Below are 22,224 nucleotides of genomic sequence, written 5' to 3' on the forward strand. Positions count from 1 at the left end.
TAAGGCGTGCGCTAAGCCTGTCTTAAGTTTGCCATCCAATCATGGGAATGATGGACGGCGTCATTCAGCTTGGCCCCTTGATGCTCGCGAGCGATCGGTTGTTCGCGGTCGCGGCGCTGTGGCTGTTTCTCAGCGCCGGCACATGGATTGGCGCGCGCACTGAGAGTCGGGCGGCGCGCGCGGCATGGGTCGCCGCGCTTGCGGGTGTCCTTGTCGCACGCCTTGCCTATGTCGCGGAGAATTTCACGGCTTTTGCGGTCGAACCCTGGACCATCCTCGCATTCTGGCAGGGCGGTTTCACCATCTGGGCGGGCGTGGCCGCCGCGGCCGTCATGGTGGCCTTGTTGCTTGGACGGCAACGCGCGACGGGCGGGTTGCTTGCGTCGCTCGCCGCGCTGGCGCTGACGCATATGGGCATGATGCACTGGCTTGCACCGCCCGCCCGTCCGCTGCCCCAAGGCATTGTCCTGGCCCAAATGGACGGTCAGTCGCTCCCGCTCGACAGTTTGCGCGGGCGACCGTTCGCGCTCAATCTCTGGGCGACCTGGTGCCCACCCTGTCGCCGCGAAATGCCGATGCTGATCGACGTGGCCAGCGGCTCGAAGGTGCCGATCCTGCTGGTCAACCAGCGCGAGGGGCAAGCCGCGATCACCGCCTATCTGAAACGCGAAAAGCTCTCTGCGGCGTCTATCGCCGTCGATCCCACCGGCTCATTGAGCGAGGCCACCCAGGCGCAGGCGTTTCCTACGACTCTCTTCGTTGATGCTACCGGACGGATACGCTCGATCCATGCCGGTGAAATCTCACGCGCCGCCCTGACTGCGGCAATCCGTGATCTTGAAAGGAATCCGATATGAAGAAATTACCCCTGATCGGCGCAATGAGCGCCATCGCGCTTGTCGCCGGCGTTGCAGTCCTCCGGGCCGGTGACGACGGCGCCCACGCCCAATCAGCCACCGGCAGCGTTGATGCGCAGGCGTCGGCCGAGGGCGAGCGCATCCGGCACGAGATCCAAAACGATCCTGTTGCGCCGACCGTTGCGCCGCAGGGCTATGATGTGACGATCGTTGTGTTCTCCGATTACCAGTGCCCCTATTGCCGCAAGGTCCACCCGGCGCTGGAAGCCCTGTTGCGTGAGGACAAGAAGGTGAAGCTGGTCTATCGGGACTGGCCGATCTTCGGGGCGCCCTCCACCGAAGCCGCCCGGGCCGCCATCGCGTCCCAATATCAGGGCAAGCATGCTGCATTCAACGATGCCCTCATGCAGTCACAGGGGAAGCTTAGTTCGGAATCGATTAGGGCGGCCGCCGATCGCGCTGGCGTCGATTGGGCGAGATTGCAGAGGGATTTGACCCAGCATCGCACCGAGATCGACCAGGCGCTTGGCCGCACGAGCCGCTATGCCGCGATGATGGGGCTTTCAGGAACGCCGGGCTTGCTGATCGGCAATTATCTGATCCCCGGCTCGATCGATCTGGCCAATCTGCGCGAAGCGGTGACTCTCGCTCGCTCGCAGGGTCAACAGATGCAAGAGCCGCGTCCCGCCGCTGGATGACCCGGCAGCGCTGCGCTTCCGCTTTATGGAAGCGCGGCCTGCCCGGATGTCTCCGCCCCACCGCCGATAGCCCGGACCAGCGCGATCGCGGCCCTTTGCTGATCGACCGACACCCGTATGTTGTCCTGCTGCGCCGCGAGCGAAGCCGCCTGTGCCGTCGTGACTTCGAGATAATCGGCCGCGCCCTCGCGATATCGGTCGAAAGCCAGTTCCTCCGTCCGCCTCGCCGCTGCCGCACCCTCACGTTGCCGGACATTCTGCCGTTCAAGTGAGCCTATCCGGGCAAGCGCGTCCTCAGTCTCGCGGAAGGCGTCCAGCACAATATTGCGATAGTTCGCCGCCAGTTCCTCATATTGGGCCTTGCTGAGCGCGAGACGGGCCTTGCGCCGCCCCCCGTCAAACAGGTTGAGGACAGCGCTTAACGGTCCCAATCCCCAGAAGCTGGTAGGCGCGCTGATAATCGGCGCATCTGTGGCCTGAAAGCCGCCAGTGAGGCCCAACGAGATATCTGGATAGAAAGCGGCCCTGGCTACACCGATCCGGGCATTCGCGGCCGCAAGGCGCCGCTGCGCGGCCGCGATGTCCGGGCGTCTCTGAAGCAGCTCCGAAGGCAACCCGCTGGGATAGGCGGGGAGGGTGGCGGGACGCACCTGCGCGGCCAAGGTGAAGGTCGAGGGCATTTCACCGACGAGCACCGCAATCTGGTGTTCGAGTTCGGCATGTTCGGCCTTCAGCGCTTCGGCGCGGGCTGCGGCGATGGAGAGTTGCGTCTGTGAACGGCTGACGTCGACGCCCGACGCAATACCCCCATCATGGCGCGTGACGATAAGCTGGTGCGCACGGTCATAAGCCGATACCGTCCGTTCCAGCAGCACTTGTTCCGCCTCGATGCCGCGAAGGCGGATATAGGCGTCCGCGACCGCCGCCTGGAGGCTGAGGCGCGCCGAGCGCAGGTTGGCGGCTTCCGCATCGGCATCGGCTTGCGCGGCCCGCACGGTGTTGTGCACACGGCCCCACAGATCGAGTTCATAGGATAGCGCGCCGCCCAGCATGAATTGATTGGCCGTCACCGGATAGCCGGGACCAATGGGGCGTCCGGCCGACAGCCTCTCTCGCGAGGCGGACCCTTGCGCGTCGAGCGTTGGATATTGCGCGGCGCCGGCGGCCCGCGCGTTCGCCACCGCCTGATCGTAGCGGGCAAGCGCTGCGGCGAGGGTAGGGGTGGCGGTATCGACCCTCGCCATCAGGCCGTCGAGGACAGGATCATCGAATGCGCGCCACCAGTCGCCACGATCAAGCGTGTCGGCGGGCCCTGCCACCGTCCATCCGTTCTCGTGCTTGTAGGAGGCCGGCACAGCCATCGTTGGCGGTTCTTGTGTGCTGACGGTCGCGCAACCGGCGAGGCCGAGGGCGGCGAGGGGCAGGAGACTAGCTTTTCGCATTGCTGGCCTTCGGCGTGTTGGCGCGCACCACGCGGACCTGATCGCCTTGAACGAGGGAGTCGGGCGGCGTCAGAACGATCCGGTCCTGCGCGCTTACGCCGGACAGGATTTCGATCGTCGTGCCCTGATCCCGGCCAACCGTCACGGGGCGCATTGAAACGCGGCCATTGCGATCGATGACCGCGACCCGCGCGCCGTCCGATCCCAAGATCAACGTGCTTGCGGGAAGCTGGAAAGTCCCGGCCGCGCCGGAAACCGGAATCCGGACGTCGACATAGGCGCCGGGACGAAGCTGGCGGTCACGATTGTCCACCAAAAATTCAACGAGCATCGTGCCGGAACGGCGCTCGACGGCTTCGGCGGTGCGGACCAGCACGGCATCGATTTGCTGGCCGGGCTGCTCCGGCAGCGAGAATTGCGCCCGCACCCCTTCAGCGAGGCTGTGCGCGAGAGTCTGGGGCACGCGGACATAGAGCCGAAGGCGGCGCACGTCCGCGATCGTGAACAGCGGTTCGCCTCCGGCGCTGCCCGCATTGACCAGCGCGCCGAGCTGGGCAGATCGGTTCGTCACCACGCCGTTGAAGGGCGCCTTGAGCTGCGTGAAGCCGCGCATGGCGCTCAGACGGCCGACATTGGCCTGTGCAGCCCGCGCGCGCGCATCGATCGAGGCGAATTGGCCGTGCTTTTCGTCGCGCTCCTGCCGCGACACCGCATCCTTGGCCAACAGGCTTTCCCATCGCTGGGCGCTGATCTGGGCCAGTTCGCGATCGGCAACCGCCGTCTGGTAATCGGCCCGCGCCTGTGCAAGCTGCTGGTCAAGTTCGGGTGCTTCGAGCACCGCGAGGGTTTGCCCGGCGCGAACCGTATCACCGATATCGGCACGCCATGCACTGACATAGCCACTGACCCGCGCATTGATTTCGGCGCGGTTCCAGGCTTCGAGCGTTCCCGGTAGAACGACCTGTCCCGCTTCGGCAGGTTTAGGTTGGATCACGCTTACGTTCGTCACCGCGTTTTCGGCCGCGATGGTCGCTTGTTCGCGTTCGGCCGCGCTGCGTGCGACAAGGCCGCCGCCGACCAACGCGAGAACGAGAAAGCCGCCAGCACCAGCGTAACGCCAGACTTTCTTTCGGGAAGGTTGGTCAGACATGATTGAGTTCCAATTCTCGTCCATGTGATGCAGGCGCACCCTTGCGATGCGCGAAGCTGAAGAGTGCGGGCACGAACACGAGCGTCGCGACCGTCGCGAAAATGAGGCCGCCGATAACGGCGCGGCCCAGCGGCGCATTCTGTTCGGCGCCTTCGCCGATCCCGATCGCCATCGGCGCCATGCCGATGATGATTGCGAGCGCGGTCATGATGACGGGCCGGAAGCGCACGGTCGCGGCATCAAGCGCGGCCTGGATCGCATCGCCCGTTTCAGCGAGGCGTTCCCGCGCGAAGCTGACGACAAGGATGGAGTTGGCTGTTGCGACCCCCATGCACATGATCGCGCCGGTCAAGGCTGGCACGGAGATCGTCGTGCCGGTGAGGAACAGCATCCAGACGATACCCGCAAAGGCGGCGGGGAGCGCGCCGATGATGACGAGCGGATCGACCCAGCTTTGGAAATTCACGACGATGATGAGGTAGATGAGCGCAATAGCGCCGATCAGCCCGAAGGCGAGGCCGGAGAATGCCTGGTTCATCGTCTGATACTGACCGCCGACGGTTACATTGACGCCCTTGGGGCGTTCTTTCTCCAGACCCTCGATGGCTCGCTGGATGTCATTCACGACCGCGCCAAGGTCGCGTCCCTGGGCGGTCGCATAGAGATTGACCATGGGCTGAATATCGGAGCGGCTGACCACGGAGAACGTCGTGTCGCGCGAGACACGGCCCAGACCGCCCAGAGTTTGCGATTCCGAAGTCGCCGACGACGAGATCGGGAGCGATTCCAGAGAGTCGATCGAATCCACCCGCATTTCCGGAACCTGCGCGACCACGGGATAGGAGACGCCGTTTTCCGGATTTAGCCAGTAAACCGGGGCCGTTTGCGCGGTTCCGGCAAGGGCTGTGGCGACATTGTTGGTAACGTCGCGCTGGGTTAGCCCGACCTGAGCGATCCGCGCCCGATCGATATCCACATTGATTTGCGGAGAACGCGACGATTGCTGGATGCGCGCGTCAGCGAGGCCGGGAACGGTGCGAATGCGCTGCAACAGCTTTTTGGCATAAGCCTCATTGGCGGCGAGGTTGCGCCCCTTGATCTGAATGTCGATCGGGGCAGGGGAGCCGAAGTTGAGGATCTGGCTGGTGATATCGGCGGGCAGGAAGGCGAAGTCGATGCCGGGATAGCTCTTGGGCAGCTCGCGGCGCAGCGTCGCGACGTGATCGTCCGTCGGCGCATGATCGCGCTGAAGGGTAATCAATATATCGCCTTCATGCGGGCCGACCGTGCCGGAATTATTGTAGATGACGTTGAGCGGCGCGGTCGAGAGGCCGATATTGGCAACCATCGACTTGATTTCCTTCGGCGGGATCAATTCGCGCACCCGCTTTTGCACCTGGGAGAACATGGCCGCGCTATCTTCGAGGCGGGTTCCGACCGGCGCGCGGACATGGAGGGTGATTTGCCCTGAATCGACGCTGGGGAAGAAGTCGCGGCCCAGCGTCGGAATGAGAGCCAGCGACGCGACCATCACGGCAAGGAAGGCAGGCATGAAGATCCCGCGGACGACGAGAATGCGGGAAAGCAGACTGCCGAACCGATCCTTGCGATGATCGAACCAGGTCGAGAAGCGATGCTGGAACCGCACCAGCGGATTGCGCGACGTCGCCCGCTTTTCCTCATCGCCATGGTGATGAGGCCGCAGCAGATACATCGCCATCGTCGGGATCAGGGTGCGCGAGAGGATGAAGGAGGCGATCATGGCGAAGACCACCGCCAGCGCCATCGGCACGAACAGATAGCCCGCCACGCCCGGCAGGAAGAACATCGGCACAAAAACGATGCAGATACAGGTGACGGCGACGAAGGCGGGCGTCACGATCTGCGCAGCGCCATCCATGATCGACTTGAGCACCGGCTTTCCTTTTTCGAGGTGCCAGTTGATGTTCTCGATCGTGACCGTGGCATCGTCGACGAGGATGCCGATCGCCAGCGCCAGTCCGCCCAGCGTCATGATGTTGAGTGTGTTCCCGGTCGCGCCAAGCGCAAAGAGCGCCCCCAGCAGCGCCAAGGGAATGGTGGCGACGATGATGACCGTCGACCGCCACGAGCCGAGAAAGAGCAGGATCATCAGCGATGTCAGCAGCGCGGCCAGGACGCCTTCATAAGCGACGCCGGACACCGCTGCCTTCACCAGCACCGATTGATCGCCGATAAGCTGGACGTTCAGGTTCCCCGGCACACCTTCCATGATGGCAGGCAGGCGGTCGCGGATCGTATCGACGATGGTGAGTGTAGAGGCCGCCCCGCTCTTGAGGACGGTCATCAACGCCGATCGCTGCCCTTCGACCTGAACGATATTGGTCTGTGGCGGGGCGCCGTCGCGCACCTGGGCGATATCGCGCATGAAGATGGTGGCGCCGTCGACAACCTTGATCGGCAGGTTGTTGAGCTGTTCGACCGATTCCGGCGCGCTGTTGAGGCGAACATTATATTGAAGGCCGCCGATCTTGGCGAAACCCGCCGGCGTGATTTGCGTCTGCGAGGCGATCGCGGCGCCGACGTCGCTTGCCGAAAGGCCCTTGGAGCGCAGGGCTTCCGGGTCGATGTCGATCTGGATTTGACGCTGCTTGCCGCCGTAGGGGAACGGCATGGCAACGCCGGGCACCGTGACAAGCTGGGGACGGATCTGATTCACGCCCAGATCGTAGAGCTGCTGTTCGCCCATACCCTCGCCGGACAGGGCAAGCTGCACGATCGGCACGGTCGAGGCGTCGTAGTTGGTAATCATCGGCGGCACGATGCCGGGCGGCATTTGCCGTAGGATGGTTTGCGAAATGGACGTGACCTGCGCGGTCGCGGTGCGAATATCAGCACCGGGTTGGAAGTAGATCCGCACGACCGCGATGCCGTTCAATGACTGGCTTTCGATCCGGTCGATATCGTTGACGGTCGTGGTCAGCACCCGCTCGAATGGATTGACGATACGGCCAGCCATATCTTCGGGCGAAAGACCGTTATAGCTCCAGGCGGTGGCGATCACCGGCACGCCGATGCGCGGGAAGATGTCGACGGGCATCCGAAGGACCGACAGCAGGCCAAGCCCGAAGATCAGGATGGCCATGACAATGAAGGTCAGGGGGCGCGTGAGCGCGATCCGCACCAATGCGATCATGGGCGGCCGCTCCACCGGCGACTGTAAACTATGAGCATTGCAGATTCCTCCCGCGTTGCGCGGGGGAAGACAGGCTCTAGCTTAAGGCTGTCTTATCGCGTGGAAAGCGCGCGGCGGGTTATTGCAAATAGTGATGAAGCGCACCGAAGGGACGTTAAGCAGCGAGCGACGCAGTGGCTTCGTCGAATGTCGATGGATCACCAAGAACATTCGCTAGCAGCATCGCGCCTTCCAGCGCGGCCAACGTCTGCACGGCTTTCGCGTGCGAAAGTCCACGTTTTTCGAGCTTTTCCAAGCATAGCTGGAAAAAGCGCCGGGCTTCTATCATGACTTCTTCCGGAAGGTCGTGAGAGGTGGCGCCGAGCACCCCGCACAGGCACATTTTACCATCGCCATGAAGCGCGCGGCGAAAAGCCGTGATCCAAGCTTCGATCTCGGTGCGGCCCGGCACCGCCTCTTGATCCAATGCTGACAAAAACCGCTCTGTATAGCGGCGGGCGACCGACGCGGCCAAACGCTCCTTCGTGGGGAAATGGTAATGAACGCTGGCGCTTTTGACGCCGACATCGGCCGCGATCTCGCGAAAGCTGAATCCGCTATATCCCGCTTTGCGTATCCGCCGCTCGGCGGCATCCATGATGGCATCGGCTGTTTCGCTCAACATTCCCCGTCCTCGATCTATCTTCTGATAGATAGGGGTTGCAGCTAGGCATGGCAAATACTAGATGGCCAATCTACCTATTGATAGATAGAGGAGGTGAATATGCGTTTTGATGGACAGGTCGTTGCGATCACCGGAGGTGGTTCGGGGATCGGAAAGGAAACCGCGACGCGCTTCGTTGCAAAAGGAGCCTATGTTGCGATCAACGGCCGCGACATAGGAAAACTCGAAGCCGCGGCGCGCGAGATCGATCCAAGCGGGCAAAAAGTGATCGTCTCTGCTGGAGATATTGCCGATCCGGCGACTGGCGCTGCGCTGGTGGAAGCCGCCGTCTCGCGCTTCGGTAAGCTCGATGTGCTGGTCAACAACGCGGGCGTTTTCAACCCCAAGCCTTTCCTCGACCTTACCGAGCAGGACTATGATTGGTATCTGGACACGATTCTGAAGGGCAAGTTCTTTACCGCGCAAGCGGCTGCGAAAGCGATGAAAGAAAAGGGTGGCGCCATTGTCCAGACTGGCTCCATGTGGGCGATCCAGGCCATCGGTGCCACGCCCTCCGCAGCCTACTCCGCCGCCAATGCGGGTGTCCACGCCATGGTCCGGAATCTAGCCATTGAACTGGCGCCCTACAAGATTCGCATTAACGCCGTGGCTCCGGCCGTCGTCGAAACGCCTGTTTACAATACCTTCATGACCGATGAGCAAGTGAAGGAGACTTTGCCGACCTTCGATGCATTCCACCCATTGGGGCGTAACGGTCAGCCGGGCGATGTGGCTGAGGCGATCCTGTTCTTCGCCTCGAAGGAGGCATCGTGGATTACGGGGACCATCCTGCCCGTCGACGGCGGCGTTACCGCGGGTCGACAGTAACCCGGTCACGAGTATCAAACGGTTGCTTGGATCATGGCTGCTGATGGAGCGGTCATGATCCAAGCCAAGTTTCGACGCCATGTTCCGGGGCGGTGCTTTCGCTTTCAGGACAGGTTCTCCGATGAATTTTCTTGTAGGCGGCGGATAACCTCGATTGCGCTTCGCTCTCCGGCTTCCACCGCTCCCGCGAGATAGCCGGGTTCAGTCAGGCTCGTTTCACTCGCTGCAAGAATGAGCCTATCCCGCCACTCAGCGCCCACCCATGAAGCGGACGCAGGAGAGGGGTGTTCGGCGCTGTCATGGTCAAGCTCTGTTGCGGTCAGCGGATCGGCGGCCCAATCCTTGAACAACGTGGCGCGCGGATGGGCGGCGTCAGACCCAAATAGCCGCGCCAACTGGAGCACGCACGCCGCCTTGATCGTCTCAACGCCGGCGTGCCGGCGTTGCGATGCGGGCAGGCCGAGGAAGCCAAAAAGCGCTGCTTGGCCGGAAGCGCTCGTTGCATCATGAATCTCGACCATTGGGCCGACCATGCTGCGCGCATAGCCGGAAAGGCCGGAGTCTCGCCAGAACGGGCGGTCGTAGAGCGCGAAGAACTTGGCATGAGGCGCCATCCAGGTCGGGGTTCGGCGCCAGCGTCCGATCGTTGCATCATCCAGCGCTGGCGTGAAGCCCATCGCGTTCTGAGCGAGCCGGGGCGGGATCGCAAGAACCGCCAGTCTGGCATCGATCGTATCGCCCTTGCCGGTCGTAAGCGCCACGCCGTCCACCGTCTGCGCGATATGGGTGACGCGCGTATCGAGCCGGATTCGGCTCGCGGGCACGGATTGGGCAAGGACAGCAATGATGGCCCCGGTGCCGCCCGCGAGCCGGATCGAAGCCGGGGCCGACGGCATGGCCCGATGGCGTTGCGGTGATTGGCGGGCGGCGCCTTCGAACAGCATGTCGCCGTCGCTGAATTGGGGAAAAACGGGCAATTGCAGTTCGCGGACCAGCGCCTCTAGCTGCGGTTGCATGTCGGGCCAGATCCACGACGGGCCAAGATCGAACCCGTCGCTGGACCATGCACCGCTAGCGTCGGCCGAGAGGATGCGACCGCCTAGCCTGTCGCGCGCTTCGAGCAGCAGGCAGTCTATTCCAACCTCACAAAGCCGGTGAGCAACGAGGAGGCCGGAAAGGCCCCCTCCGATTATGGCGACATCGGTTCGCATCGATCAGCCGATAGCCTCTGTCCGCCGCCGAACGCCGTAATCCGCGATCAGTATAGCGCGCACCGGCGTTCTTACTTCCCGTCCGAAAATGCGCTGAAGGCATCCATGACACGCGCCGAATAGGCGACGGCGGCGCCAGCATTGAGCGCGACTGCGACCGTGAGGGTTTCGGCAAGCTCCTCCTTCGTCGCCCCGTTTTCGGCGGCCGCCCTTGCGTGCGTGGCGATACAGCCGTCGCAACGGGTCGTGACCGCGACGGCCAGCGCGATCAAAGAATGCATCTTGGCGGGCAGATGGCCGGGGGCCTCCACGGCTCCGCGGAACGTCTGAAGGCCCTGGCCCAGCTCCGGGCTGAGCGCCGTCAATTCGCCAACGCGGCCCATCATGTTCTCCAGATAGGCGTTCCAGTCCTGCATCATCGTCCATGTCCTTCTTTTGTGGTGATTGCCCCAACGGGCGGGAGTCAGTTTGCGTCGAAAGCGCACACGTCATCGTGGAGCAGCGGCGCGGACTTGAGCCATGCGCTTGCTCCCTCCGGTCCGATGTGCGCGGTCAGCGGCTCGCCGGGCGGCAGTCGCAGCCAGCTCCAGCGCGTCAGCCGATCGTTTTCGCTCTCGAAGCTCCCACCTAGGACCAGCATTTCCAGTCCTTCGGGATTGACCAGATTGATTTCGGTATTGGGTTGCCACGTTTCGAGCATCACATGCTCCGACGCGCTCTCGAACAGGACATGCGAGGATGCGACGCCTGGGCGGAGCGCGGCCGAGGCGCCTTCACCGGGACGACACACGATGCGTTCCCGATCGGCCTCACCGAATTGCCACAGCTTGACGAGGATGGTGCAGCCATCGTCGCTGCCCGGCGCGTGAGCGGTGCCGGGCGGATTGCGGACATAGGTGCCGACCGGGAAGTCCCCGGTTTCATCCTGAAAGGTGCCTTCCAGCACAAGAAACTCCTCGCCGCCCGGATGGCCGTGGCACGCGAAATGGCTTCCCGGCGCGTAACGGACGATCGATGTCGCGCGAGCTTTCTCATCGCCGATCCGAAACAGCATCCGGCGCTCGACGCCCTTGGCCGGGCTTGGCACCCAATCCAACTCGCCGGCATGGACCAGCGTGCGGACGGAGAGATCATCGTTCAGCAGCACGGCTCACAACTCCGCGCGGCCGCCATCGACGACGATTTCAGCGCCCAGCATGTAGCTCGATGCGTCGCTGGCGAGGAACAGGACGGCCGCTGCGATTTCTTCCGGACGGCCCATGCGCCCCATCGGCACTTGCGCGCCCACCTTCTCCGCATAGGCACGAAATTCTTCCTCGCTCTGTCCGTTGCTGCGATGGATCGGCGTTTCGATCGAGCCGGGGCTTACCGCGTTGACCCGGATCTTCCGGTCGATCAGTTCGGCGGCCAGCGTGCGGGCGAACGAACGGACCGCCGCTTTCGACGCCGACAGGAGCGCGCGGCCAGGCGTGCCGACCTGATTGAGCCAGGACGTGTTGAGGACGATCGAGCCGCCCTCGCGCATGAGTGGCAACACTGCCTGGACGGTGAAGAAAACGCCCTTCACATTCACGTCCATCATCCGATGGTAGCCGGCTTCGTCGGTCGTCGCGATCGGCGTGCCGAAGGCGACACCGGCATTGGCGAACAGAATGTCGAGGCCGCCAAAAGCGGTTTCGAGCGCATCACGCACCTTCGCAAGATCATCGAGTGAGGTGACGTCGCCGCGCAGCGCCACGACATCATTGCCGAGATCGGCAACGGCACGATCGAGCTTTTCCTGCGAGCTGCCCATGATCGCCACCCGCGCGCCCTTGTCCCGAAGCAGACGCGCCGCGGCTAGCCCGATACCGCTCGATCCACCCGTTACCAGGGCCGTCTTTCCATTCAGCATAATCCAGACCTCTTTTCGCTTTTCTCGAACATGGACCCCGCCAAGCGACTTCGCGAGGCAAACGAGCAGCATCGGAAAGAAACAAAATCTTTGTCGTGACGCCGTTATGGGCTATCATCAGGATATGCGCTTCCTGACCCGACTGAAATCATTGCAGGCCCTTGAGGCGGCCGCACGACATGGCAGTTTTGTCGGGGCAGCGGCCGAACTCGACGTGACGCCGCCCGCCGTCGGGCAACTTGTGCGCTCGCTGGAAGATTGGGTTGGATATCCGTTGTTCCGGCGGACCCGATCGGGCGCCGAACGCCTGACCCCGGTGGACGAGGCGCGCGAGGCGCTGGAGGACATCGCGCAGGGCCTCGACAAGCTCGAAGCTGGATTGCGCAAGCTGCGCGGCCGCAAGGCGCGTTCGGTAGTGGTTGTCACGGCTTCGCAAGCTCTGGTGGCGAATTGGCTCCTCACCCGGCTCAATGATTTCGCGGCCGAGCATCCGAGCATCGATGTGCGGCTCGATGTGTCGGATCGCGTGATCGATCTTGCGCAGGGCGAGGCCGATATCGGTATCCGCTGTGGCCTGGGATCGTGGAGGGGTGTGAAATCCACATACCTCATGGGCGAGGAAATCATCGCCGTCTGCCATAAGAGCCTGCTGCCGAATGAGGGACAGATAACAGCGGGTTGGATTGCCGATCAGACGCTGATCCATGACGGCACTCCCCATCCTGGGGGCGACTTTCCGACATGGGCCGAATGGCTTGCCAGATCAGGGCTGAATCAGACCCCGACCGATCGCGGCCTTCAGATCAATTCGACCGCCGCGGTCATTCAGGCAGCGATCGCCGCGCGAGGAGTCGCGCTCGTGCGCAAGGCGCTTGTCGCGCAGGAGTTGGAAAGCGGCCGTCTCATCCATCTGCTGCCGAAGCAACGCTGGCCGGTGAAATGGGCCTATTATGTTGTCGCTGCGCCCAAGGCGCTCCGGCGCTACGAGGTGAGCGCCTTCCACGACTGGCTTGCTGGAAAGGCGCTGCCCCAAACCGAAAGCATTTGATCGGAGGCACGCTGGCTGACCGCGCAGATAATCGATCGGCGACGCTCTCAGATCGCGAGTGCGACCAGAAAGCGGGACACCATGTTGTAGGCCGCGACCGTCGCCACCGCTTCGACGGTCTGTTGTTCGCCGAACAGCGACTTGAGCCTATCGATAGTGCGTTCATCGACTTCGACGGTGCGCGTCGATTGATCGGTCAGATCCAGAAGCGCTCGTTCCGGTTCATCGAACAGCGGATCGATGCCATCGGCGCGCAGGGCTTCGCATTTTTCTTCCGTGCCGCCAGCAGCGAGATAAGCGGGCTTATGCACCCCCCACTCGAACTCTGCGCGATTGAGGACCGCGACGCGACACATGATAAGCTCGCGATATTCAAGCTTCAGGTCGAACTCTGCGCGCACCCGTCCGAGCAGCCCATTCCAGCCCGTCGCAAGCGGGAAGCTTCTAAGAAGGACGCGATCGATGCCAATCAGCTCGCCATTCGGGCGACGGGCCTTGATGCCTTCGACCAGCTCGTTAGGAGCCGGATCGCCATCCTGCCATGGGGTCACTCTCACGCTGGACACGTTTTCATTCTCCTCTGAGGGAATCATGCTGCCGTTTCGAGCAGTTGCGCGGTGAAATACATGCCGCTGCCGAACACCGAATGTCCGATCACGCTTTTCAGCCGGGTCACATTGGGCTTGGGCGTGCGCGATCCGGCCATCCCCATGCCCATGCCCGGCATCATCACGAAATAAGGCAGAACCAGCAGCGTCAGCGCAAGGATCAACGGCGGGACAATCGTGGGGGCTTCTAGCCATCCGGTTCCCCAGATCGTCACCAGCAGAAGCCCGTAGCCGACGCCGATGACATAGTGAAAGATCCAGCCCAGCGCATGTTCGCCGGGGACGGGCTTGGCCCGACCAAGATTGAACTGAATGAACTGTCCTTGCGGCATATGACCGATCCAGCGTCCGACCATCCTCCAGTTTGTCGCCGGTGTGCCGATGAACCGCTGCACAAGCGCTGCATAGATATCGAGGATGATGGTGCCGCCGATCCCGACCAGCGCGGCCCTTACGATGATCTCCATTGTCGTCATGCGCCTTCCCTTTCGGTCGATGGAACGGGCCGCGCCATAGCGGCTAGCCCCAGCGCTGCCACAGCAAGGGCGAGCGGCGCGAACGACACCCACAAGACCGAACTCCAGCCATGCGAGGCGAGCAGCCCGCCCGACGAGAAGGAGCCGACCGCCATCGTGCCGAATACGAGGAAATCATTGAGCGCCTGCACCTTCGTCTTTTCTTCCGGCCGATGGCATTCGAGCACCAGCGCCGAGGCGCCGATAAAGCCGAAATTCCAGCCCACGCCCAAAAGGATCAGCGTCGCCCAGAAATGCGCGACATCGATCCCCGCAAGGCCGACAGCCGATGACACGCCAATCAGCGCCAGTCCGACCGCAACAACCCGGCCAGCCCCGAAGCGGGTAATGAGCCGTCCGGTAAAGAAGCTTGGGGCATACATGGCGATGACATGCCATTGCAGGCCGAGGTTGGAGCTTTCCTGGCTGTGCCCGCACATCCGCATCGCCAGCGGCGCGGCGGTCATCAGGAAATTCATCAGCATGTAGGACACCGCGCCGCAGAGCGCTGCGATGATGAAGCGCGGTTGTCGGGCAATCACCGAAAGGGGGCGTCCACCCGATCTTTCAGCGATCGTCGGCATCGGGAGCCGCACGCCGGCGAGCACGATCGCCGAGAGAATGGCGACCCCCGCCTGTGCGATGAAGGTCGCCGCGAACATATGCGGAGGCCACAGGTTCATCGTATAGGTGACGAGCTGCGGCCCGACGACACCGGCGGCGACGCCACCGGCCATGACGATGGACAGGGCGCGGGGCCGCCATTCCGGCTCGACGCAATCGGCCGCGGCAAACCGGAAGGAGAGAACCACGGCGGCATAGGAACCGCCGAAGAACGTGGCGAGACAGAACAACCAGAATGATCCCATAATCACAGCGAGCGCCGCGATCAGACCGCTCAGCACTCCGGTCACGGTTCCCGCGAGGAATGCTGCCCGCCGACCGTGATGGCGGGCGATCATGCCAGTCGGCAGGATGCAGGCGGCCATTCCCACCACGAAGATCGAGATCGGGAGCGTAGCCAGCGCCTTGTCGGGGGCGAGCGTGGCGCCGATGATCGCGCCGGTCGCGTAGATGACTGTCGAATTGGCGCCGGCGAGCGCTTGCGCAAGCGAAAGACGGATGATGTTGCCGCGTTGCTCGCGCCTGCTTCCGATATCGGGCGCGTGCTGTTCCGACGATATGCTCGCGTTCGTCATGGTCAGGCCGCCAGTCCGGTGAGCCAGCGCGTGTCGCGCGGCGAGGGGCGCCGGTGAAGGCGGCGATCTAGCAGAGCGCGGGCCTTTTGCACTTCGCCCGCGCGCATCAGGGCAACGAGAAGCGTGTCCTCGATCACTTCGCGCTGGGCGTTGCTGCCCCCGATCCGCGCGAAATCCACCGTCATCGGTTCGAGGATGTGCACGCATCCCGCATAGTCGCCTTCGGCAAAGGCCAACGCGGCGCGGCCGATGGCGGGGACGATCGCGCCCGCGCCGATCGCCCCTTTGGCGACCAGTTCGTCCAGCGCGGTGAGACGGCGACCGAGCGCCGCGCGGTCGCCGGTCGCCGCTTCGAGCAGCGCCATGTGCGGATCGACGAAAGCATGGCCGGGCTTGGGAAAGACCCGCCGCGCATAGTCGGCCGCATCCTCCCACAATCCTTCGGGAACGGCGTGGCCATAGGCTTGCAGTCGCCAGAGCAGAGAGGCGGCGTCGCTGACGATGTTGATCGGCGTTCCCAGCGACACCGAATGCCGCACCGTGCCGTCATAGATCGCGAGCGCCGTATCGGCATCGCCCCGCTCCAGCGCGGCGAGCGCGGCGTGCCAGGCGATATGCCCGTGGAGGATGCCGCTGCGGTCATATTCGGGAAGCCATCCCGCGATCAGTGCTTCCGCTTCGTGGTTGGCGCCCGCCTCGAACATGGCGTGGGCCAGCGCGTGCGCGCAATTGGCGTTTTGGCGGCGCAGCTCGATCGCGCGTTCCAGCATCGCGCGACCGCGCGCGACCTCACCATTTTCCGCCAGCGACCAGCCCCGATAGGTGAGGAACCACCAGTCGTCGTCGGCAAAGTGCGCGGCGTGGCGCTCGCACAGATCGACCTTGGCCTGATTGTGTTCGACCATGCCGGAGAAGGCGAACAGGCCGAAAGCGCCGATCGGCAGAGAGAGGATGAGTGTATCGCGAGGCCAGCGGTCGGCGTGAGCGAGCGCGGCTTTCAGCGCCTCTTGCGACTTGCCGTTGACGGCGAGGGCCAGCACGTCGACATGGCTTGCCTCTCGTTCCGAATGAGCGGCTGTGACCTTTTCTTGTGCGACCGCGATCCGCGCGCGCGCTTCGACAAGCTGGGCGTGCATTGCGTGAAGCCGGGCGCGGGCCGCATGAGCGAGGGCGGAATCGGGATCGGCCGCTATCGCGGCGTCGAGATCCTCGCCTGCCCCCGGCCAGGCCGCGAGCATGAGCGCCACGCCGTCACGATAATGGGCGGCCGCCACATCCGACGCGGTTGAAAGGGAGAGTCCGTGATTGTCGAAATGCGCCATGGCGGCTCTTTCCAGATTCTTGAGCTATCGATGACGCACGCCGCCTGGCGTCCCGATTATCATATCTGCTTTTCATATGTCGGTCTTTCGATTATCCGACATGCTATGTATAATATCGGCCAATATTCGCCCATGTTGGGCTGGCAGTCGATCGAAGCGCCCGCCGACGCGCCTTCGCCAGAGCCGATGACCGTGCGCGCGCAGGCCGTTACGGCGCGGAGCTATTTTCCTGAGCACAGCCATGATTGGGGACAGCTTGTCTATGCCATCTCCGGGGTGCTTGCCGTCGGCATTACCGGACAATCGTTCGTCATTTCCCCCGAACAGGCTGTGTGGCTTCCCGCGGGGATCACGCACCGCGTCGGCTCCTTGCTGGGCGCTCAGTTTCGTAGTCTTTGGATCGCCAACGAAGTCGTGTCCGCGCTTCCAGAGGAACCCGCGGTCTATCCTGTTGGCGCGCTCCTGAAAGCCCTGATCGCAGAGGCCGCGAACTTGCACCGCGAGGAAGATGACCACGGATATGCCGACCGGGTGACGACCATGATCCTCGATCAGCTCCGGCGCGCGACCCCTATTTCGGCCGAGCTGCCGTGGCCGCGGAGCGAACCGCTCGCCCGCCTGTGCGAAGCGCTCTACGCTGATCCGGCCGATCCCCGTTCGGCCGAAGATTGGGGGCGTGATCTGGGCATGTCTTCGCGGACATTGAGCCGCCGCTTCGAGGCGGAAATCGGCATGAGCCTGCGATCGTGGCGGCGGCGTATGCGGCTGTTCAAGGCCATCGAGCTTTTGGGCGGGGGCGAAGACGTGACCAGAACCGCAATGGATCTGGGATATGGTTCGCCATCCGCTTTCATCTTTGCATTTCGCACCGAAATGGGGGCAAGTCCGCGATCCTACATGCGCGAAGAAATTCAGATCTAGCCGAAATTCCTTTTCGGTCTGCTATATGGATATGTCTTTTCATCTATATAAATTGGCGCCTAATCGAAAGAATATCGTGGAGGCTGCTGCTATCTGCTATTGGCCTGCCCTTTCCTTTTGGTTCTCACTTCAAGGTGGCGGGCACTCCTTCGCTCCAATGGAGCGAATCTCCAACTGCCGCGCGGTTTCGGCCGCGCGGCGTTTTTCCCGATTATGCAGCGGCTGTCGGTTTGGGCCGAACGACGTTATTCATTCGGGCCGTAGCAAATTGCCGTTCAGCGCCGCGCGTAGCGTCGCCATAGAGACGATGGCGAGGATCAGCGAGGCGCCAAGCAGGATGCCCCACAGCACCAGTTGGTAGCCGGGGAAAGAGTAGGATCGGGCGACCGTGAGAGCGGCCACGGTGAAGGCCGCTGTCGGGAAGGTCCAGCCCCACCACGACATCGCGAACGGCGTGCGCCGAAATTCGGGGATCATCGTCGCGAACATGATCGCGAGCATGGCCGCATAGCCGAACAAGGCCAGGGCGAGGGGGCCGACGCCGCCCGTCAGATTGGCCACCGCGACGGTGCTGACTGCCGGTGGCGAGAGGAAGATGACGACCGTGGGGCGAAGCAGCTCCGGCAGGGGAGGGCCGGTGAAAATGCGCCCGAACAGCAACGGTTGCACGCTCACCCACAGCGCGATCCCCATCCCGAACAGCATCCATGATATGACCACGAAGCCGAGCTTTGCACCGACGATCGGCGCGACGACGTTGCCGATGAGCGGCATCAGAAGCAGTGGAGTGAAGGTCGCGGCTTCGCGGGGCGTGTGGAATAACGCGCGCAGGAACCAGATGCCGAGAGCGACCTGCAAGCCGATCGCGCCAAACCAGATCACGGCGGCGATCGACGGGGAATAGGGCAGGACGCCACCGGCGATCAGCATCATGCCAATGGCAATCGCGCCGGTGAACCCGGAACGGACGGGATGCTTCAGATCGCCCAACAGCGAAGCCGGGCTATGCAGCGCGCGGATGATGTGCAGGGCGGTGACGATCAGCCAAAGCGCCACGGTCATCGCAAACAGGGCTTCGCCTATCAACTTCGGCGCGCCGAGCACGCGGGCGGCCTCTCGCCATGCAAGGCCAATGCCGCCGAAGCCCATCGGCGCGGCAAAGAGCGGGAGGGGCAGGTGCGCCAGTCGCGGAACCGATGCCGTTTTCGATAATGTGTGGGCGCTCATTGCTTGACCTGCTCCGACAGCACCGGCCGCGCTGGGCTGGAGCGATACGCGAGGGTGGTGCGTCCCTCGCGCTTCCGGTCCAGACCGATCAGCGATCAGCCGGAATCCGCGTGATCGCCATCAGATCGCGGATGCCTCATAGCCATCGGCCGCGAGCGCTTGCGTGACGGCTTCCGGGCTTGCCGAGGTGGCAACATCGATCGTGCGCGCGGGAATATCCGCGTCGATCTTCGCGCCCGGATCGATCGCCATGATGGCTTCGGTGACATGCTTCACGCAATTGCCGCAAGTCATCGTCTGGACATGGAACCGCATCGAATATCTCCTTGATATCTGTAGGTTCACAGTCAGATGCCCCTTACCATCGTTGGAAGGTCAAGAAGCAAATCGCGTGAATAACGGCCTTGACCTTCCCACGATTGGAACCCCCATCTTCAGGAAAATTCCAATCGAACGATGAGGTTTTCGGATAATGGCGGCCGCGAGCATTGCGAAAAATCCGGTGGATTCCCCCGAAACGGCGATCAGCCTGCCGATCGAGGGAATGACCTGTGCATCCTGCGTCGGTCGGGTCGAACGCGCGCTGGGGAAGATCGAGGGCGTTCACACCGTCAGCGTCAATCTGGCGACCGAACGCGCCGATATCCGCGCGAATGACGGCGTCGATCAACGGACATTGGTGCAGGCGATCGAAGGTGCGGGCTATCGCGTGCCCTCGAACAGCATCGACCTGGCTGTGGACGGCATGACCTGCGCATCCTGCGTCGGCCGCGTGGAGCGGGCGCTGAAAGCGGTGCCCGGCGTCACCGATGCAACCGTCAACCTGGCGACCGAACGTGCCAGCGTGCGCGGAACGGCCAGCGGGCAGGCGCTTGTCGCCGCGGTCGCCGGCGCAGGCTATGTCGCACGCCCGGTTGAAGCTACCGCCGCCAGTGATGACGAGGCGACCGAGCGCAAGGATGCCGAACGCCGCGAACTGAAGCGTGACCTCATCGTTGCGATCGTGCTGGCGTTCCCGGTGTTCGCGCTCGAAATGGGATCGCATTTTATTCCCGGCGTCCACAAGCTGATCGCCCACACTGTCGGAATGCAAGCGAGCTGGTATCTCCAGTTTGTCCTTACGACGCTGGTGCTCGCCATTCCCGGCAACCGCTTCTATCGCAAGGGCCTGCCCGCGCTGCTGCGGCTCGCGCCCGACATGAACTCGCTGGTCGCGATCGGCACGTTCGCCGCCTATGGCTATTCGCTGGTGGCGACCTTCGCACCCGGCTTGCTGCCTGCCGGGACCGTGCATGTCTATTATGAGGCGGCGGCCGTCATCGTCGCCTTGATCCTGCTGGGCCGGTATCTGGAAGCCCGCGCCAAGGGGCGCACGTCGGAAGCCATCAAGCGACTGGCAGGGCTGCAAGCGAGGATTGCTCGCGTCCGCCGCAATGGAACGCTGATCGAGATTCCCATCAACGACGTCATCACCGGCGATGAGATCGATGTGCGGCCAGGGGAGCGTATCCCGGTCGATGGCGAAGTGACCGAGGGGCACAGCTACGTTGACGAGTCGATGATTACCGGCGAGCCGATCCCGGTCGCCAAGACGGCGGGCACGATGCTGGTCGGAGGCACGGTCAACCAGAAGGGCGCGCTTACCTTCCAGGCAACGGCCGTGGGCGATGCGACGATGCTGGCGCAGATCATCCGCATGGTCGAGCAGGCGCAAGGTTCGAAGCTGCCGATACAGGCGCTGGTCGACAAAGTGACCATGTGGTTCGTGCCCATCGTCATGTCGATCGCGGCGCTGACCTTCGGGGCCTGGTTGTGGTTCGGGCCATCACCGGCGCTGACCTTCGCGCTGGTGAATGCGGTCGCGGTGCTCATCATTGCCTGCCCCTGCGCGATGGGGCTGGCAACGCCGACTGCGATCATGGTCGGCACCGGGCGCGGCGCGGAGCTTGGCATCCTGTTCCGCAAAGGTGAGGCGCTACAGCTTTTGAGGGACGCGAAAGTCGTCGCCCTCGACAAGACAGGCACGCTCACCGAGGGGCGTCCCGTTCTCACCGATCTGGAGGTGACGGCCGACTTCGATCGCGCGGCGGTGCTGGGCCGGATCGCGGCGGTCGAGGACAGGTCCGAACATCCCATTGCCCGCGCTATCGTGGAAGCGGCGCTGGGGGAGGGGATCGCGCTCCCGGCTGTCGCTGACTTCGAATCCGTGACCGGCTTTGGCGTGCGGGCCTATGTGGAAGGCGAGCCGATCCACGTCGGCGCCGATCGCTACATGCGCGAATTGGGGCTGGACGTCGGGGCTTTTGCCGCCACGGCGGAGAAGCTGGGACGAGAGGGAAAATCCCCGCTTTATGCCGCTATTGGCGGGCGGCTCGCAGCGATCGTCGCGGTCGCAGATCCGATCAAGGAAACGACGCCGGCCGCAATTGCCGCGCTTCACGGACTCGGCCTGAAGGTTGCGATGCTTACCGGCGACAATGCTCTCACGGCCGATGCGATTGCGCGCCAGCTCGGCATCGATGAAGTGGTTGCCGAAGTCCTGCCCGATGGCAAGGTGAAGGCGATCCACAGGCTGAAGGAGGAATATGGCCGGATCGCGTTCGTGGGCGATGGGATCAACGATGCGCCCGCGCTGGCCGCCGCAGATATAGGCGTAGCCGTGGGCACCGGCACGGATATCGCGATCGAGGCGGCGGACGTGGTGTTGATGTCGGGCCATCTGGGCGGCGTCGCCACGGCGATCGCGCTCTCTCGCGCAACGATCGGCAATATCCGCCAGAACCTGTTCTGGGCCTTCGCCTATAATGCGGCGCTCATTCCGGTCGCAGCCGGGGCGCTCTATCCCGCCTGGGGTATCCTCTTGTCGCCGATCTTCGCCGCGGGCGCGATGGCGATGTCGAGCGTGTTCGTCCTGGGCAATGCGCTGCGCTTGCGCGGTTTTAATCCCCCTCAGCTTACGGCAGGAAAAGCAGCATGAATATCGGAGAGGCAGCGAAGACATCGGGCGTTTCGGCCAAGATGATCCGCTATTATGAGCAAACCGGCCTGATCCCGAAGGCGGATCGCCGGGATTCCGGCTATCGCGACTATTCGCCGGCGGATGTGCATATGCTCCGCTTCATCCGGCGCGCGCGCGATCTTGGCTTTGCCGTTGCAGAGATAAACGAACTGTTGAGCCTGTGGCGCGACAAGTCCCGGCAGAGCGCGGACGTGAAGCGCATCGCGCAGGCGCATATCGCCCAGCTTCGCGAGCGGATCGACAGCCTTGAGCAGATGGCGGCGACGCTTGGAACGCTGGCGGATTGCTGCGCGGGCGATGACCGCCCCGATTGCCCGATACTGGCCGATCTTGAGGAGCCGGGGGACGGTGCGAGCGCGTCCGGCCCCTTCACGTCGAAAACCGGACGTCTCCGGCATCGTCCGTGA

General features: G+C 63.3%; 21 protein-coding genes. 7 read left to right on the plus strand and 14 right to left on the minus strand.

Going from position 1 to position 22,224, the window contains the following annotated elements; translation table 11 throughout:
* Positions 1–41: 41 nt before the first annotated feature.
* Both LDB26_RS19450 and LDB26_RS19455 read left to right on the plus strand, forming a co-directional pair.
* Positions 42–857, plus strand: coding sequence for a TlpA disulfide reductase family protein (locus tag LDB26_RS19450; protein ID WP_257542349.1), 816 nt, complete (start codon positions 42–44; stop codon positions 855–857).
* The gene (locus tag LDB26_RS19455; protein WP_257542351.1) at positions 854–1,555 is read left to right on the plus strand and encodes a DsbA family protein; all 702 of its coding nucleotides are present in this window, start codon (positions 854–856) and stop codon (positions 1,553–1,555) included. Before LDB26_RS19450 ends, LDB26_RS19455 begins: the two co-directional genes overlap by 4 nt.
* Before the next feature lie 23 nt (positions 1,556–1,578).
* Here the strand turns inward: LDB26_RS19455 and LDB26_RS19460 are convergent, their stop codons facing one another.
* The 4 genes from LDB26_RS19460 to LDB26_RS19475 all read right to left on the minus strand — a co-directional run bounded on the left by LDB26_RS19460 (position 1,579) and on the right by LDB26_RS19475 (position 7,959).
* Positions 1,579–2,997, minus strand: a complete 1,419-nt coding sequence (locus LDB26_RS19460; protein ID WP_257542353.1) for an efflux transporter outer membrane subunit — start codon at positions 2,995–2,997, stop codon at positions 1,579–1,581.
* Positions 2,984–4,147, minus strand: coding sequence for an efflux RND transporter periplasmic adaptor subunit (locus LDB26_RS19465; protein WP_257542355.1), 1,164 nt, complete (start codon positions 4,145–4,147; stop codon positions 2,984–2,986). Before LDB26_RS19465 ends, LDB26_RS19460 begins: the two co-directional genes overlap by 14 nt.
* On the minus strand, positions 4,140–7,322 hold the full coding sequence (locus tag LDB26_RS19470; RefSeq protein WP_257542357.1) for an efflux RND transporter permease subunit: 3,183 nt from the start codon (positions 7,320–7,322) through the stop codon (positions 4,140–4,142). Before LDB26_RS19470 ends, LDB26_RS19465 begins: the two co-directional genes overlap by 8 nt.
* Before the next feature lie 154 nt (positions 7,323–7,476).
* A complete protein-coding gene (locus LDB26_RS19475) occupies positions 7,477–7,959 on the minus strand; it encodes a TetR/AcrR family transcriptional regulator (RefSeq protein WP_257542359.1) in 483 nt (160 codons plus the stop codon).
* A gap of 126 nt (positions 7,960–8,085) precedes the next feature.
* Here LDB26_RS19475 and LDB26_RS19480 point away from each other — a divergent pair, with 126 nt between their 5' ends.
* Positions 8,086–8,853 (plus strand): SDR family NAD(P)-dependent oxidoreductase, encoded by a 768-nt coding sequence (locus tag LDB26_RS19480; protein WP_257542361.1) that lies wholly within the window; start codon positions 8,086–8,088, stop codon positions 8,851–8,853.
* Positions 8,854–8,957: 104 nt separating this feature from the next.
* Here LDB26_RS19480 and LDB26_RS19485 read toward each other — a convergent pair whose 3' ends face one another.
* From LDB26_RS19485 to LDB26_RS19500, 4 genes are all read right to left on the minus strand, one after another.
* Positions 8,958–10,064 carry an FAD-dependent oxidoreductase gene (locus LDB26_RS19485; RefSeq protein WP_257542363.1) on the minus strand — a complete coding sequence of 369 codons (1,107 nt, stop codon included), beginning with the start codon at positions 10,062–10,064 and terminating at the stop codon, positions 8,958–8,960.
* Positions 10,065–10,135: 71 nt separating this feature from the next.
* Positions 10,136–10,480, minus strand: a complete 345-nt coding sequence (locus LDB26_RS19490; RefSeq protein WP_257542430.1) for a carboxymuconolactone decarboxylase family protein — start codon at positions 10,478–10,480, stop codon at positions 10,136–10,138.
* 47 nt (positions 10,481–10,527) lie between these two features.
* Positions 10,528–11,211, minus strand: coding sequence for a cupin domain-containing protein (locus LDB26_RS19495; protein ID WP_257542365.1), 684 nt, complete (start codon positions 11,209–11,211; stop codon positions 10,528–10,530).
* Positions 11,212–11,214: 3 nt separating this feature from the next.
* Entirely contained in the window at positions 11,215–11,958 is a 744-nt protein-coding gene (locus LDB26_RS19500; RefSeq protein WP_257542367.1) for an SDR family oxidoreductase, read from the minus strand.
* A gap of 124 nt (positions 11,959–12,082) precedes the next feature.
* Between LDB26_RS19500 and LDB26_RS19505 the strand changes: the two genes are divergently transcribed.
* The gene (locus LDB26_RS19505) at positions 12,083–13,006 is read left to right on the plus strand and encodes a LysR substrate-binding domain-containing protein (protein ID WP_257542432.1); all 924 of its coding nucleotides are present in this window, start codon (positions 12,083–12,085) and stop codon (positions 13,004–13,006) included.
* A gap of 47 nt (positions 13,007–13,053) precedes the next feature.
* Here the strand turns inward: LDB26_RS19505 and LDB26_RS19510 are convergent, their stop codons facing one another.
* Genes LDB26_RS19510 through LDB26_RS19525 form a run of 4 tightly spaced genes read right to left on the minus strand, consistent with a single transcriptional unit; the run spans position 13,054 to position 16,650 of the window.
* Positions 13,054–13,572, minus strand: a complete 519-nt coding sequence (locus tag LDB26_RS19510; RefSeq protein ID WP_257542370.1) for a carboxymuconolactone decarboxylase family protein — start codon at positions 13,570–13,572, stop codon at positions 13,054–13,056.
* 23 nt (positions 13,573–13,595) lie between these two features.
* Entirely contained in the window at positions 13,596–14,090 is a 495-nt protein-coding gene (locus LDB26_RS19515) for a DUF2938 domain-containing protein (RefSeq protein WP_257542372.1), read from the minus strand.
* Positions 14,087–15,328: an MFS transporter gene (locus tag LDB26_RS19520; protein ID WP_257542374.1), complete on the minus strand. Its 1,242-nt coding sequence runs from the start codon at positions 15,326–15,328 to the stop codon at positions 14,087–14,089. The genes LDB26_RS19515 and LDB26_RS19520 overlap by 4 nt, the downstream gene beginning before the upstream one ends.
* 2 nt (positions 15,329–15,330) lie before the next feature.
* The gene (locus LDB26_RS19525) at positions 15,331–16,650 is read right to left on the minus strand and encodes a tetratricopeptide repeat protein (RefSeq protein ID WP_257542376.1); all 1,320 of its coding nucleotides are present in this window, start codon (positions 16,648–16,650) and stop codon (positions 15,331–15,333) included.
* 135 nt (positions 16,651–16,785) lie between these two features.
* Between LDB26_RS19525 and LDB26_RS19530 the strand changes: the two genes are divergently transcribed.
* Positions 16,786–17,571 carry a helix-turn-helix domain-containing protein gene (locus tag LDB26_RS19530; protein WP_257542434.1) on the plus strand — a complete coding sequence of 262 codons (786 nt, stop codon included), beginning with the start codon at positions 16,786–16,788 and terminating at the stop codon, positions 17,569–17,571.
* A 249-nt stretch (positions 17,572–17,820) separates the two neighbouring features.
* Here LDB26_RS19530 and LDB26_RS19535 read toward each other — a convergent pair whose 3' ends face one another.
* On the minus strand, positions 17,821–18,798 hold the full coding sequence (locus LDB26_RS19535; protein WP_257542378.1) for an SLAC1 anion channel family protein: 978 nt from the start codon (positions 18,796–18,798) through the stop codon (positions 17,821–17,823).
* 120 nt (positions 18,799–18,918) lie between these two features.
* Complete coding sequence (locus LDB26_RS19540) at positions 18,919–19,113, minus strand: heavy-metal-associated domain-containing protein (RefSeq protein WP_257542381.1); 195 nt, start codon at positions 19,111–19,113, stop codon at positions 18,919–18,921.
* A 157-nt stretch (positions 19,114–19,270) separates the two neighbouring features.
* Between LDB26_RS19540 and LDB26_RS19545 the strand changes: the two genes are divergently transcribed.
* Complete coding sequence (locus LDB26_RS19545; protein WP_257542383.1) at positions 19,271–21,775, plus strand: heavy metal translocating P-type ATPase; 2,505 nt, start codon at positions 19,271–19,273, stop codon at positions 21,773–21,775.
* The gene (gene cueR, locus LDB26_RS19550) at positions 21,772–22,224 is read left to right on the plus strand and encodes a Cu(I)-responsive transcriptional regulator (protein ID WP_257542385.1); all 453 of its coding nucleotides are present in this window, start codon (positions 21,772–21,774) and stop codon (positions 22,222–22,224) included. Before LDB26_RS19545 ends, cueR begins: the two co-directional genes overlap by 4 nt.

This window comes from Sphingobium sp. CFD-1 (assembly GCF_024611115.1).
In the GTDB taxonomy this organism is placed as follows: domain Bacteria; phylum Pseudomonadota; class Alphaproteobacteria; order Sphingomonadales; family Sphingomonadaceae; genus Sphingobium; species Sphingobium baderi_A.

Coding starts and splice junctions, on each gene's coding strand:
- LDB26_RS19470 (WP_257542357.1), bottom strand. CDS start 7,322: ATGATCGCATTGGTGCGGATCGCGCTCACGCGCCCCCTGACCTTCATT.
- LDB26_RS19525 (WP_257542376.1), bottom strand. CDS start 16,650: ATGGCGCATTTCGACAATCACGGACTCTCCCTTTCAACCGCGTCGGAT.
- LDB26_RS19460 (WP_257542353.1), bottom strand. CDS start 2,997: ATGCGAAAAGCTAGTCTCCTGCCCCTCGCCGCCCTCGGCCTCGCCGGT.
- LDB26_RS19475 (WP_257542359.1), bottom strand. CDS start 7,959: ATGGATGCCGCCGAGCGGCGGATACGCAAAGCGGGATATAGCGGATTC.
- LDB26_RS19450 (WP_257542349.1), top strand. CDS start 42: ATGGGAATGATGGACGGCGTCATTCAGCTTGGCCCCTTGATGCTCGCG.
- cueR (WP_257542385.1), top strand. CDS start 21,772: ATGAATATCGGAGAGGCAGCGAAGACATCGGGCGTTTCGGCCAAGATG.
- LDB26_RS19465 (WP_257542355.1), bottom strand. CDS start 4,147: ATGTCTGACCAACCTTCCCGAAAGAAAGTCTGGCGTTACGCTGGTGCT.
- LDB26_RS19455 (WP_257542351.1), top strand. CDS start 854: ATGAAGAAATTACCCCTGATCGGCGCAATGAGCGCCATCGCGCTTGTC.
- LDB26_RS19535 (WP_257542378.1), bottom strand. CDS start 18,798: ATGAGCGCCCACACATTATCGAAAACGGCATCGGTTCCGCGACTGGCG.
- LDB26_RS19505 (WP_257542432.1), top strand. CDS start 12,083: ATGCGCTTCCTGACCCGACTGAAATCATTGCAGGCCCTTGAGGCGGCC.
- LDB26_RS19480 (WP_257542361.1), top strand. CDS start 8,086: ATGCGTTTTGATGGACAGGTCGTTGCGATCACCGGAGGTGGTTCGGGG.
- LDB26_RS19490 (WP_257542430.1), bottom strand. CDS start 10,480: ATGCAGGACTGGAACGCCTATCTGGAGAACATGATGGGCCGCGTTGGC.
- LDB26_RS19485 (WP_257542363.1), bottom strand. CDS start 10,064: ATGCGAACCGATGTCGCCATAATCGGAGGGGGCCTTTCCGGCCTCCTC.
- LDB26_RS19515 (WP_257542372.1), bottom strand. CDS start 14,090: ATGACGACAATGGAGATCATCGTAAGGGCCGCGCTGGTCGGGATCGGC.
- LDB26_RS19500 (WP_257542367.1), bottom strand. CDS start 11,958: ATGCTGAATGGAAAGACGGCCCTGGTAACGGGTGGATCGAGCGGTATC.
- LDB26_RS19540 (WP_257542381.1), bottom strand. CDS start 19,113: ATGCGGTTCCATGTCCAGACGATGACTTGCGGCAATTGCGTGAAGCAT.
- LDB26_RS19545 (WP_257542383.1), top strand. CDS start 19,271: ATGGCGGCCGCGAGCATTGCGAAAAATCCGGTGGATTCCCCCGAAACG.
- LDB26_RS19520 (WP_257542374.1), bottom strand. CDS start 15,328: ATGACGAACGCGAGCATATCGTCGGAACAGCACGCGCCCGATATCGGA.